We start from the raw sequence: 12304 nt of genomic DNA, 5'->3' as shown, positions 1-12304 counted from the left end.
GCCCCATGGTTGACAGGATCGCCGTCATTCCCGGGTCCTTCGACCCGGTGACCCTCGGACACCTCGACGTGATCGAGCGTGCTGCAGGACTCTGGGACGAACTGCACGTCGTCGTCGTCCACAATCCCGACAAGGAGGCGATGCTCCCCATCGCCCAACGGGTCGCGCTGCTCGAACAGTCGATCGCCGACGCGGGCTTCGACGGGAACATCGTCGTCGCGTCGTGGAGCATGGGACTGCTCGTCGACTACTGCACGGACGTGGGCGCGCAGGTCCTCGTCAAGGGCATCCGGTCGCAGGTCGACGTCGCGTACGAGACCCCGATGGCGATCGTGAACCGCAATCTCGCCGGCGTCGAGACCGTGTTCCTCCTGCCGGACCCTGCGCACGGTCACGTGTCGAGCTCACTCGTGCGCCAGGTCGCCGCACTCGGCGGCGACGTCTCGCCGTACGTGCCCGCCGCCGTCGCGGAGCGGATCCAACGCTCATGACCGAGACGAGCACGCAGGCGCCGCAGCCCCAGGCCGACGGCGCTCGTTCGCTCTCCTTCGCCGAGGTCCACGATCTCGCCGCTCGTATCATCCGGAACGTCGAGAGTGTCATCTCGGGGAAGCCCGACGCCGTCCGGATGGCACTGACGGTCGTCCTCGCCGGGGGCCACCTCCTCCTCGAAGACGTTCCGGGCGTCGGCAAGACGATGCTCGCTCGCGCACTCGGGACGACGGTCGGCAGCCGCGTCAACCGCATCCAGTTCACGCCGGACCTGCTCCCGTCCGACGTCACCGGGGTGTCCGTCTACGACCAGGTCGAGCGCCGCTTCCAGTTCTCGCCGGGGCCGATCTTCGCCAACATCGTCATCGGCGACGAGATCAACAGGGCGTCGCCGAAGACCCAGTCGGCCCTCCTCGAGAGCATGGAGGAGCGTCAGGTCACCGTCGACGGCACGACCTACCCGCTCTCCACGCCGTTCACGGTCGTCGCGACGCAGAATCCCATCGAGATGGAGGGCACATACGCCCTTCCCGAGGCCCAGCGCGACCGTTTCATGGTGCGCATCTCCATGGGCTATCCGTCCGCCGCCGCCGAGGTCTCGATGCTGACGCGTCGCGAGTCCGCCAACCCGCTCGACACCCTCGGCGCCGTCGTCTCGAACGACGAGCTCGTCGCCATGATGGACACGGTCGCCTCGGTGTACGTGTCGCCCGCGGTCACGCACTATGCCGTCGAGATCGCGCGGGCCACCCGGGTGCATCCGGACCTCCGACTCGGCGCGAGCCCGCGATCGACGCTGCAGCTCGTGCGCGCCGCCCGTGCCCTCGCCGTCATCGACGGTTATGAGTTCGTGCTCCCGGATCACGTGGACAGGCTCGTCGTGCCCGTCTTCGGGCACCGTCTCGTGGCCACGAGCCGCGCTCTCGGTCACACCGGTGATTCTGCCGCGCTCATGTCCGGTCTCCTCGAGGAGATCGTCGCCGCGACCCCCGTCCCCGCGATCGCCCCATCCCCGCGCTGACCATGCTCCGGCATCCCCTGCTCGCTCGATCGCGGTGGTTCCGCCTCACTCGGAGGGGGTGGGGGGTGCTCGTCGTCGCCGTCCTCGTCGCCGCGGCGGCCGTCGTGACGGATCGACGGGAGGGCTTCGTCGTCGCCGTGTTCCTCGTGACCCTGCTCGTCGTCGCGGCAGTGTCCGTGCAGGTCCGCCGCGCGCGGCTCTCGGTCGCGCGGCGGACCCCGTCTGATCTTCTGGCCGTGGGCGAGCGGACCGATGTGGTCCTCGACGTCCGCACGGAGTCGTGGGACCCGTCGATCACGCGATGGCGCGATCGCGTCCCGGCGAGTTTCGGCGAACCGCCGGAGGGCCTCGCGGACGAACTCGCGGAGGCGAGCGTCGCCGGCGTCGTACGCGCGACCTATTCGATCCGTCCGGAGCGGCGCGGGGAATTCCCTCTCGGGCCTCTCGTCGTGACGCGGGAGGATCCCTTCGGTCTCGTGGAGGCCGAGCGCTCCTCCGACGCCCGGAACGCGGTCATCGTCACTCCGAGCGTCTTCCCCCTCGTCCGCTCGGACCTCGTGCAGGCGAGCGGAGAGGGAGCCCGTCACGAGCACCGCATGTCCAACCATCCGCGCGTCGATGAGCTCATCGCGCGCGAGTACCGGTCCGGAGACCCGATGCGCCGCATCCATTGGCGCGCGACGGCGCGTCGTGGAGAGCTCATGGTGCGCCAGGAGGAGCAGGAAATCGACCCGGCGGTCGTCCTCCTGTTCGACACCGCGACGGCGTCGGACGGCTCCCGCACGGCGTCCGACGCCGTCTTCGAGCACCTGGTCGACCTCGCCGCGTCGATCTCGACGCACGTGCTCGCCGGCGGGTTCCGGTTGACGCTCGTCGAATCGGTACCGCGCGGTACGGCGCTGAGCGAACGTTTCGAACCGGCTCAAGCCGCGGACGTCCTCCGACGACTCGCACTCGTCACGCCGACGCGGCCATCGACGGACGCCCCGGACGTGGCCGTCGTCAGTCGGGAGGTGCTCGACCGGGTCGGAGCGCCGGTGCCCTTCGTTGTCCTGCTCGCGGAGATCGGCGTCGCGACGGCCCGTCGCCTGGCTCCCCTCGTGCGACTCGCCGATCCCGCGATCGCCTTCGTCCCCCCGGGCGACGGATCCGTCGAGGGTGCGGGGCTGCTGCGGGCAGCCGGCTGGATCGTCGGCGTGGCCGACCCGAGGCAGGCCGTACCCGACATCTGGAACGCCACGGTGCTCGTCGATCGTGGCGAGGCGGGGGTGCGCTGAGTGAGCGCCGACAGTCGGGGTACGGCACGTGACGACGACGTCGACGGCGTCCCTCCGGGCGCCCGATGGGGCACGTCTCTCGCGCTCTCGATGCTGCTGCTCGTGTCGCTCCTCCCGCTCGCTTCCGTCATCCAGGGGGCGGATTGGTGGGTAACGGCCGTCGTCGCCATCGCGAGCGTCGTCGTCCCTGCGGGTGTCGTCCGTTCGCTCGGCGGGGCCGCGTGGGTCGGCTCGGTCGTCGGTGCCGCCGCGTGGGTCGTGGTGCTCGTCGTCCTCTTCGTCCCGCAATCCGCGATCCTCGGCATCGTGCCGACGCCGGACACGATCGCGGCTGTCCAGGACCTCGCCGTCGCGGCCGGTCAGTCCATCTACGTGCAGAGCGTCCCGGTCGACCCCATCACGCCGCTGCTCTTCCTCCTCGCCGTCGGGATCGGGGCCGTCACGGTCCTCGTCGACGTCATCGGTGTGACGTTGCGCTCGCCCGCGATCACGGGCGTCTTCGCCCTCGGTCTTCTCGTGCCGCCGTCCATCTTCACGGGGTCGCTCGACCTCGTGGCCTACCTGGCGGCGGGGGCCGCCTACCTGTTCGTCCTCCGATCGAACCGAAGGATGCCGCTGTCGGTCGGCGCACGCGCCTTCGTCCGGACGGGCGCGCTGGTGATCGGGGCCGCCGTTGTCGCCGTCACGATCGCCGCGGGGACGCTCGTCCCCGGTTTCTCCACCCGGAGCGTCGTCCAGCCCGACGGTCCGTCGTCGTTCGGCTCGGGCGTGAGCGCTCTCGCCGACCTGGGCCGCGATCTGCAGCGCCCCGGCAACACGCCGCACTTCTCCTACCGGACGACGTCGACGTCCTCCCAGTACCTCCGGATGCTCACTCTCGATCGGTTCGAGGGGACGCAGTGGACGTCGAGCGGTGAGCATCCCGTCGTCGAGCAGTCCGACGGTGAGAGGCTCGCCGTCCCGGGACTCACGAGCGGTGTCACGGTCGAAGAGGCGACGGTCGACGTCGAGATCACCGGGCTCGTGGGCGAACTCCTGCCCGTCCCGTTCCCCGCCGTCGCCGTGTCGGGTCTGCGCGGCCAGTGGGAATGGGACACCGACGGGCTGACGGTGTCGAGCCGGTCGTCGTCCGTCGAGGGCCAGGAGTATTCGGTCACGTCCCTCGTGATCGAGCCGACAGCCGATCAGTTGCGGGACGCTCCCGAGGACGTGCCCGGGGGAGTGGCGCCCTACCTCGAGCTGCCCGACGAGATCCCGGATGGGATCCGTGACGTCTTCGAGGCGGTCACGGCCGACACCGACACGCGGTACGACGCCGCCTACGCGATTCAGCAGTACTTGCGCACAGACTTCGCGTACTCGGTCGCGACACCCGTGAACGACGGCTACGACGGCGACGGCTTCGAGGCGATCGCGCAGTTCCTCGAGGCCGAGAGCGGCTACTGCGTCCACTTCGCCTCGGCGATGGCGATCCTCTCTCGGATGGCCGGTATTCCCGCTCGTGTCTCGCTCGGCTATCTTCCCGGTGATCGCGTCGGATCGGACGACGATGGTTTCCTCGCGTATCGGGTGGGGAGCGATGACCTGCACTCCTGGCCCGAGTTGTACTTCGCCGGCGTCGGCTGGGTGCCTTTCGAGCCCACCCCCGGCCGCGGAACGGTCCCGTCCTACGCCTTCGAGCCATCGACGACTCCCGACACCGGCGACGTCCCCGACCCGACCGTCAGTCGGGCCCCGACCGCCACGCCGAGCCCGACGGCATCGGAGGATCCGGCCGCCGCCCGGTCGGCCGCGCGCGGGGAGGAGACGGGACGGCAGACGGCGGCCGTCGGGAGCGTTCTCCTGCTCCTCGTCGTCCTCAGCCTCCTGACGCCCGCGGCCATGCGCGTGCTCCGGCGTCGGCGACGATGGTCACGTATCGAGGGACCCTCCGGTGCCGAGGACGCGTGGGACGAGATCGTCGACTCGGCGACGGATCTCGGGTTCGTCGTGAGCGAGGGGGACTCGGAACGCGACCTCGCGGGCCGCCTCCGCGATACGGGTCGTCTCGACGGGGGAGCGTCGGCCGCGCTCGATCGGGTGCTCGATTCTCGTGAGCGGAGCCGGTACTCCGACGGTGCGAGCGGTCCCGGCTTCACGCTCCGGACGGATGTCGAGGTCGTGGTCGCGTCGCTCGCGGCATCGGTGCCGACCTCGCGCCGCGTGCGCGGAGCGCTCGTCCCGGCGTCCGTCCTCTCACGGCGGAGTGCCGGTCCCGTTCGCCCTGCGCGCACGTCCTAGCGGACCTCGCTCGAGACCCCCACGGTAGAATCGAGGGGTGACTGGACTGCAGAGGACTCCGTACACCGTCGGAGTCAGAGATCTCATCAACCGCCCGGGAGAGATGCGCGAGCACTCCTACGACTTCGACGTCCCCGCGCGCCTCGGCGAGGGTCTCCTGGCCGTGAAGGAGGGCGCACCGATGCACGCCGAGGTGCGTCTCGAGTCCGTCCACGAGGGTATCCTCGTGACCGCGGAGGTCGAGACGACTGCGGACGGGGAGTGCGGGCGATGCCTCCGTGACATCTCTCAGCCTGTCGAAGTCGAGATTCAAGAGCTTTTCGCGTACGCTGGTTCGGAAGCGTCTGAGTACGAGGTTCGCTACGATCACGTCGATCTTGAATCTCCCGTCAGAGATGCAGTGGTGTTGTCACTGCCGTTTCAGCCGGTGTGCACTCCGGATTGCCCCGGTCTCGACCCCGAGACCGGAGAGCGCCTGGAGAGACGACCGGAACCGGAATCCCGTGAAGCATCCGATCCTCGGTGGGCTGCGCTCGCGGGTTTCGCCCCCAGGCCAGGCACCGGAACCTCGGATGCTGCAGACAAAGAAGAAGGTTGAATCATGGCTGTTCCCAAGCGGAAGCAATCCCGAGCGAACACGCACGCCCGTCGTTCGCAGTGGAAGGCTGAGGTCCCCACGCTCGTGAAGACGGTCGAGAACGGCAAGGTCACCTACAGCCTCCCCCACCGTGCCAAGGTCGTCGAGGACTCCGCGGGCACCCCGCTCTTCCTCGAGTACAAGGGCCGCAAGGTCGCCGACGTCTGATTCCGGTCTCCAGCCGATCAGTACTTCCGTCATGAGCCACGATGAGCGCGCTTCGCTCGTCGTGGCTCTTGGCGTGCCCGTGAGTGCCGAGCTTCTCGAGCTCGCGCTGACCCACCGCTCGTTCGCGTACGAGAACGGCGGAGTGCCTCACAACGAGCGCCTCGAATTCCTCGGCGACTCGGTGCTCGGGCTCGCGGTCACCGAGAAGCTCTTCCGAGAGAATCCCGATCTGCCGGAGGGATCGCTCGCGAAGATGCGCGCGAGCGTCGTGTCGACGGTTGCGCTGGCGGTCGTCGCTCGCGGTATCGAGCTCGGGCGTTACCTGCGGCTGGGCCGCGGCGAGGAGCTCACGGGCGGCCGCGACAAGTCGTCGATCCTCGCGGACACCATGGAGGCCATCTTCGGGGCCGTCTTCCTCGACTCGGGTCCCGAGGTCGCGAAGGACCTCGTCCTGCGTCTGCTCACACCGCTCATCGGCGAGATCGATCGCTTCGGAGCCACCATGGATCCGAAGACGAGCCTGCAGGAGGCGGCTGCGGCGCTCGGCGGTCCCGCCCCGCACTACGTGATCTCGAGTTCCGGCCCCGACCATGCGCGAACCTTCGTCGCCCGGGTCTCCGTCGGCGACCTCGTCTCTGCGGAGGGCACAGGGTCCAGCAAGAAGCACGCCGAGATGGCGGCGGCCCTCGCGGCGTGGAACGAACTCGATGCCCGAACTCCCTGAGGTCGAGGTCGTCAGGGCCGGGCTCGCTCCCGCCGTGACCGGCGCGACCGTCACGGGAATCGACGTCCTCGACCGCCGGTCGTTGCGGAGACACACCGACGGTCGGTTCGAGGACGAGCTAACAGGACGGACGATCCTCTCCGCGGTGCGCCGGGGAAAGTTCCTGTGGTTCCCGCTCGACGACGGCCGGGCTCTCGTCGCGCACTTGGGGATGAGCGGCCAGATGCTGTTGCGTCGCCCCGGTGATGTCGACCGCTTCACGCGCGTCGCCGTCGGCATCGAACATCCCGAGCACGGCGAGTTGCTCGTGAATTTCGCGGACCAGCGCATCTTCGGCGGGCTCGCGATCGATCCCCTCGTCACGACGGTCGACGCCCGGCCGGGCGGCTTCGCCGGTGACGCAGTGGCCGACCCCCTCGTGCCCGACCGTGTCTCGCACATCGCGCGCGACGCACTGGACCCGCATCTCGACGCCGAGGCGCTCGACCGGCGGGTCCGGTCGAGCCGGAGTGGGATCAAGCGGATCCTCCTCGACCAGACCGCGATCTCGGGCATCGGCAACATCTATGCCGACGAGTCGCTGTGGGCGGCCATGATCGCACCGGAGCAGCCGGGGGACTCGCTCTCGAGCGCGCAGCTGACGCTGCTCCTCGAGGAGGTGCGGGCCGTCCTCAGCCGCGCTCTCGCGGGAGGCGGGACGAGTTTCGACGCGCAGTACGTCAACGTGAACGGTCAGGCCGGTTATTTCGCCCACAGCCTGAACGCGTACGGCCGTCAGGGCGAGCCCTGCCGCCGGTGCGGCGCCCCGATCGTCCGCGTCGCCTTCGCCAATCGCTCGTCGCACTACTGCGCGGTATGCCAACCACTCCGGTGACGGCACCGGACGGCGCGCTCGGTCTCAGAGGTCCTTCCGCCATGCGCCCTCCGCGCCGACGGCGTGGAAACCGAGGGCCTCGTTCACGTCGAGCATTGGCCGGTTCTCCTCGGCGTTGAACGTCGTCACGGCCCGCGAGGCGGGAGAGACGTCGTGCAGGAACACCAGGTTCGCGGCCTTCACGAGCATGCCGAGGCGGTGCCCCCGGTGCTCGGAGAGCACGAGTGTGGAGTCCTGCACGACGGCGCGCTCAGGGTCGCTCGGAACGAGGAGTTCGCTGAAGGCGACGATGCGTCCGTCGGCGGTGTCGCGGGCGACGGCCGTGAGCGCCGTGCGGCCGCCCTCCTCACGGTCCGTCGCGGTTCTGAGGACGCGGTCGGCATCCCAGTCCTGTTCGTCCAGCTCGAGCCCCGCAGCGGGGGCATCAGTCGACATCCGCCGCTGCAGGAGAGCGAGGTCCTCCCACCACTCCTGCGGGGGAATACCGGCTGCGGTCTCGACGACGTATCCGGCCGCGTGCGCCGCGGCGGCGTCGAGGACGTCCCTGATCGTCGGGAGCACGTCGTCGACGTCGAGCATGGACATCCGCGCGACCTGTTCGAGACGGTAGCCGCGGCCGAGCGCGAAACGGACCTCCGGCGAATCGGCGGGCACCGCGCCGAATCCGGTCGGCGGTGCGAGCTCGGGGCCGCCGCGAAGCGGGCCGTGGGTCACGAACGATTCGAGGATCGACCGTCCGGCGGCCGTCGCCCACGATTCGATCGCCTCGAGCATGGCCGTCCCGATGCCCGCTTCGCGGTAGTCGGGGAGGACCTCGACGGAGACGAAAGCCGTCGTCGACCCCTCTTCCGTCGGGAGTTCGAGCACGCCGCGGCCCACGATGACTCCGTCGACCCGGGCGATGAGCAGACGTTTCGGTTCGTCGACCGTGTTCCTCCACAGGGGGAGGAGCTCTTCGGCCGTGGGGGCGAAATCGTCGGAGCCCATGGCGGCAGACTCGATCGTGTTGCGCACCCCGACCATCTCGCGGAAGGCAGCGCCTCCGGCGCCGTCCAGCGTCTCGGGGATCGCCAGTTCCTCGAGCGTCACTCGCTCCGTCATCTCGTCATCCTCCCGCTGCCGGAGGTCGACAGCCCGCCAGGATACGACGGGCTGGTGGCCCGCGTCGAGAGCGGGGAGGACGAGGGCGGGCGGCCGACCGCGTGGGAGCGGGGCGGCCGCGCCGCGTTCCGCTACCGTAGAGCCGAACGATCGCCCGACCCGATCGGCCGAAGGGACCCGTCCGTGTACTTGAAGAGCCTCACTCTCAAGGGCTTCAAGTCGTTCGCGTCCCCGACGACCTTCGCGTTCGAGCAAGGTGTCACGTGTGTCGTTGGGCCGAACGGTTCCGGCAAGTCGAACGTCGTCGACGCTCTCGCCTGGGTCATGGGGGAGCAAGGAGCCAAGACCCTCCGCGGCGGCAAGATGGAGGACGTCATCTTCGCGGGCACGTCGACGCGCGGACCGCTCGGCCGCGCCGAGGTGACCCTGACGATCGACAATTCCGACGGCGCCCTTCCCATCGAGTACACCGAGGTGACGATCAGCCGTACGCTCTTCCGCAACGGCGGCAGTGAGTATGCGATCAACGGCGAGAGCTGTCGACTCCTCGACGTCCAGGAACTGCTGTCCGACTCCGGCCTCGGCCGCGAGATGCACGTCATCGTCGGTCAGGGCCAGTTGGACGCCGTCCTGCACGCAAGCCCCGAGGAGCGAAGGGGCTTCATCGAGGAAGCCGCCGGCATCCTCAAGCACCGGCGTCGCAAAGAGAAGACCGTACGCAAGCTCGATGCCATGCAGACGAACCTCACCCGGTTGAGCGACCTCGCCGGGGAGATCCGGCGCCAGCTCAAGCCGCTCGGACGTCAGGCCGAAGTCGCGCGGGAGGCTCAGACCATCGCCGCCGTCGTCCGGGATGCGCGAGCACGCCTCCTCGCCGATGACGTCGTCGCCTTGCGGAGAGAGCTCGACGACTTCTCCCGCAGCGAGTCGGAGCGTCACACCGAGCGCATCGTGCTTCAGGAGCAGCTGGAGCAGAAGGGTCTTCGCATCGCGCGCATCGAGCGCGAGCAGCAGGGCGACGCCGTAGACGGTGCGAGGCGGACGAGCTTCGCACTCGAGTCGGTGCAGGAGCGGGCGCGCAGTCTCTACACGCTCGCCACGCAGAAGCTCGCGCTGCTCGGAGCCGAGGCGGAACCGAGTGAGCTCACCGACGGAGTGAGCGCCGAGACCATCGCCGAGGCGGCCGCTCTCGTCCGCGAACTGCAGTCGACCCTCGCCGACGCCGAGGCCGGCTTCGAGCGCGCCCGTGCCGTGACCGCAGCTGCTCGGGAGCGACTCGACGCCATCGACGTCGAGATCGCCGCGCAGAGCGCACTCGTCTCGCGACACGACCTCGAGATCTCGAAACTGACGGGCCAGGCCGAAGCGGCGGCGAGCCGCCTCGCCGCCGTCCGCGGCGAGCGGTTGCGCCAGCAGAACGCCATCGACCAGGCGGAGGCCCGCCGCGACGAAGCCGCCATGGTGTTCTCGCGCATCGAGGACGAATCGCCGTTGCGAGACCTGGGCGACAGCGGGCTCGACGAGGCCTACGAGATCGCCCAGGGCGAGGTCTTCGAGGCCGAGTCGTTCATCGAGGGTCTCCGTGAGCGCTTGCACGGACACGAGCGTGAGCGTGATGCGCTGACCGCGCAGGTCCGTGCGCTCACTCGTGCCCTCGACGTCAAGGACGGCGCGTCGGATCTCATCCGCTCCTCGCTTCCGGGCATCCGCGGCATCGTGGGCGATTCGGTGCAGGTCTCGGCGGGTTTCGAGGCCGCTGTCGCCGCCGCCCTCGGTTCGACCGCCGACTCGGTCCTCGCGGAGGATCTCGACGCGGCCATCGCCGCCGTTGGGCGAGCCACGAGCGACGACCTCGGTCGAGTCGAGGTCGTGATCGCGGATTCCCGCGCTCCGCGCCCCGAGTGGCCGTCGGTGCAGGGCGTCACGGCGGCCACGAGCGTCGTGTCGGCGCCCGACGGCGTGATGGGTCTGCTCGCGTTCGTCGCGATCGCTGACGACCTCGAAGCCGCTCGCGAGGCGGCTCCCGTCCTGCGGGGTGCGGATCTCGGTGGGCCCGTCACGCTCGTGACCCGCGGGGGAGAGGTGCTCACCGACCACCTCCTGCGCGGCGGATCCGGCGGGGAGCAGGGTCGCATCGAGCTCGTCGCGGAACGCGATTCCGCGGCCGAGCGTCTCACCGAGGTGGAGCGTCTCATCGACGACGAACGCTTCGAGCTCGCCGAGCAGCGCGCAGCGGTCGCTGCGGCGAAGGAACGCTCCCAGCTCGCCCTCTCGGCGCTCCGCGAGTACGACGCGCAGCTCGCCGCCGAGACCGAGAAGGTCAATCGAGCACGTGTGCAGGCCGAGGCCTCCGCCGCAGAGTTCGACAGGCTCGTCGTGGCGTTCGACCAGTCCGCCGGTCAACTCGCTGCTGCCGAGGCGGCGGCCGACAAGGCGAAGGCTGAGCTCGAGACCGCCCGCTCGCGCCCTCGACCGATCCTCGACGTCTCGGCTCGCGACTCGCTCGCCGCGGAGATGGAGCAGGCGCGCGAACGCGAGGTCGAGGCGCGACTCGCGGTCGAGACCGCTCGGGAACGCATCCGCGCCGAGCAGGAGCGCGTCGTCGCGCTCGAACGGCGACGCGAGGCGGAGCGGCAGGCGGCGGAACAGGCAGCTCGGCGCGCGGTCATCCGCCGTCGTCAGATGGAGACGGCCCAGCGCGTCGTCGACGCTCTCCCCGCTGTCCTCGCGTCGCTCGACCGGTCCGTCTCGGAGTCCCGCGTCGTGCTCGCGACGGCCGAGGCGGAACGCTCGAGCCAGAACGAGGAGCTCGGCCGGCTGCGTCGTGAGGAGCAAGCGCTCCGGGAGCGACTGCAAGCGATCACCGAGAGCGTGCACGGGCTCGAACTGCAGATTTACGAGAAGAAGCTGCACTTGTCCGGACTCCTCGAACGATCGGGTTCCGAGCTCGGCCTCGTCGAGGACGTCCTCATCGCCGAGTACGGCCCCGACGTGCCGATCCCGGACGCCGACGCCGAGCCGGGTGAGGGGGGAGGACGACCGACCGTCGCATTCGATCGAGCCGAACAGCAGCGCCGCTTCGAGCGTGCCGAACGCAAACTGGCTCAGCTCGGCCGCGTGAACCCGCTCGCCCTCGAGGAGTTCGCGGCGCTCGAGCAGCGCCACACCTTCCTCACGGAGCAGCTCTCCGACCTCGCGAAGACGCGATCGGACCTCGTGACGATCATCGAGGAGCTCGACGAGAAGATGCAGGTCATCTTCGAGTCGGCGTTCGAGGACACGCGTGCAGCCTTCACAGAGGTCTTCCCCGTGCTCTTCCCCGGCGGAACGGGCAGCATCCGGCTGACCGATCCCGACAACCTCCTCACGACGGGTATCGAGGTGAGCGTGAAGCCCGCCGGCAAGAAGATCGAGCGGCTCTCCCTGTTGTCGGGCGGCGAGCGTTCACTCGCGGCCGTGGCGCTCCTCATAGCGATCTTCAAGGCGCGGCCGAGCCCGTTCTACATCATGGACGAGGTCGAGGCCGCTCTCGACGATGCGAACCTCGGCCGACTTCTCGCGATCTTCGAGGATCTGCGGCAGTCGAGCCAGCTCATCGTCATCACCCACCAGAAGCGCACGATGGAGATCGCGGACGCTCTCTACGGTGTCTCGATGCGCCAGGACGGGGTCTCGGCCGTCGTCGGTCAGCGGGTCGTGGAGGAACGCGCATCCTGATCCGCCCGGCGAT

Annotated in this window: 10 protein-coding genes; 9 read left to right on the top strand and 1 reads right to left on the bottom strand. The window is 69.5% G+C overall.

Going from position 1 to position 12304, the window contains the following annotated elements:
- The first annotated feature begins 5 nt into the window (after positions 1-5).
- The 8 genes from coaD (at position 6) to mutM (ending at position 7473) form a co-directional block, all read left to right on the top strand.
- Positions 6-491, top strand: a complete 486-nt coding sequence (gene coaD / locus ELQ90_RS07880) for a pantetheine-phosphate adenylyltransferase (protein WP_128494693.1) — start codon at positions 6-8, stop codon at positions 489-491.
- Entirely contained in the window at positions 488-1513 is a 1026-nt protein-coding gene (locus ELQ90_RS07875) for an AAA family ATPase (RefSeq protein WP_128494692.1), read from the top strand. The genes coaD and ELQ90_RS07875 overlap by 4 nt, the downstream gene beginning before the upstream one ends.
- A gap of 65 nt (positions 1514-1578) precedes the next feature.
- Positions 1579-2790, top strand: coding sequence for a DUF58 domain-containing protein (locus tag ELQ90_RS07870; protein WP_166408900.1), 1212 nt, complete (start codon positions 1579-1581; stop codon positions 2788-2790).
- Entirely contained in the window at positions 2791-5070 is a 2280-nt protein-coding gene (locus tag ELQ90_RS07865; RefSeq protein ID WP_128494690.1) for a transglutaminase TgpA family protein, read from the top strand.
- A 37-nt stretch (positions 5071-5107) separates the two neighbouring features.
- Positions 5108-5668 carry a YceD family protein gene (locus ELQ90_RS07860; protein WP_424980802.1) on the top strand — a complete coding sequence of 187 codons (561 nt, stop codon included), beginning with the start codon at positions 5108-5110 and terminating at the stop codon, positions 5666-5668.
- 3 nt (positions 5669-5671) lie between these two features.
- Positions 5672-5875, top strand: a complete 204-nt coding sequence (rpmF, locus tag ELQ90_RS07855; RefSeq protein ID WP_106564619.1) for a 50S ribosomal protein L32 — start codon at positions 5672-5674, stop codon at positions 5873-5875.
- A gap of 31 nt (positions 5876-5906) precedes the next feature.
- Positions 5907-6599, top strand: a complete 693-nt coding sequence (gene rnc, locus ELQ90_RS07850; RefSeq protein ID WP_128494689.1) for a ribonuclease III — start codon at positions 5907-5909, stop codon at positions 6597-6599.
- Positions 6583-7473, top strand: a complete 891-nt coding sequence (mutM, locus tag ELQ90_RS07845) for a bifunctional DNA-formamidopyrimidine glycosylase/DNA-(apurinic or apyrimidinic site) lyase (RefSeq protein ID WP_128494688.1) — start codon at positions 6583-6585, stop codon at positions 7471-7473. Before rnc ends, mutM begins: the two co-directional genes overlap by 17 nt.
- 24 nt (positions 7474-7497) lie before the next feature.
- On the opposite strand, the gene ELQ90_RS07840 is transcribed toward mutM, so the two are convergent.
- Positions 7498-8574 (bottom strand): GNAT family N-acetyltransferase, encoded by a 1077-nt coding sequence (locus ELQ90_RS07840; protein WP_128494687.1) that lies wholly within the window; start codon positions 8572-8574, stop codon positions 7498-7500.
- 183 nt (positions 8575-8757) lie between these two features.
- On the opposite strand from ELQ90_RS07840, the gene smc reads away from it, so the two are divergent.
- Positions 8758-12291, top strand: a complete 3534-nt coding sequence (gene smc, locus ELQ90_RS07835; RefSeq protein WP_128494686.1) for a chromosome segregation protein SMC — start codon at positions 8758-8760, stop codon at positions 12289-12291.
- Positions 12292-12304: the final 13 nt, after the last annotated feature.

The organism is Labedella phragmitis, from assembly GCF_004078635.1.
GTDB lineage: Bacteria > Actinomycetota > Actinomycetes > Actinomycetales > Microbacteriaceae > Labedella > Labedella phragmitis.
This window is presented reverse-complemented; position numbering and strand designations above follow the sequence as displayed.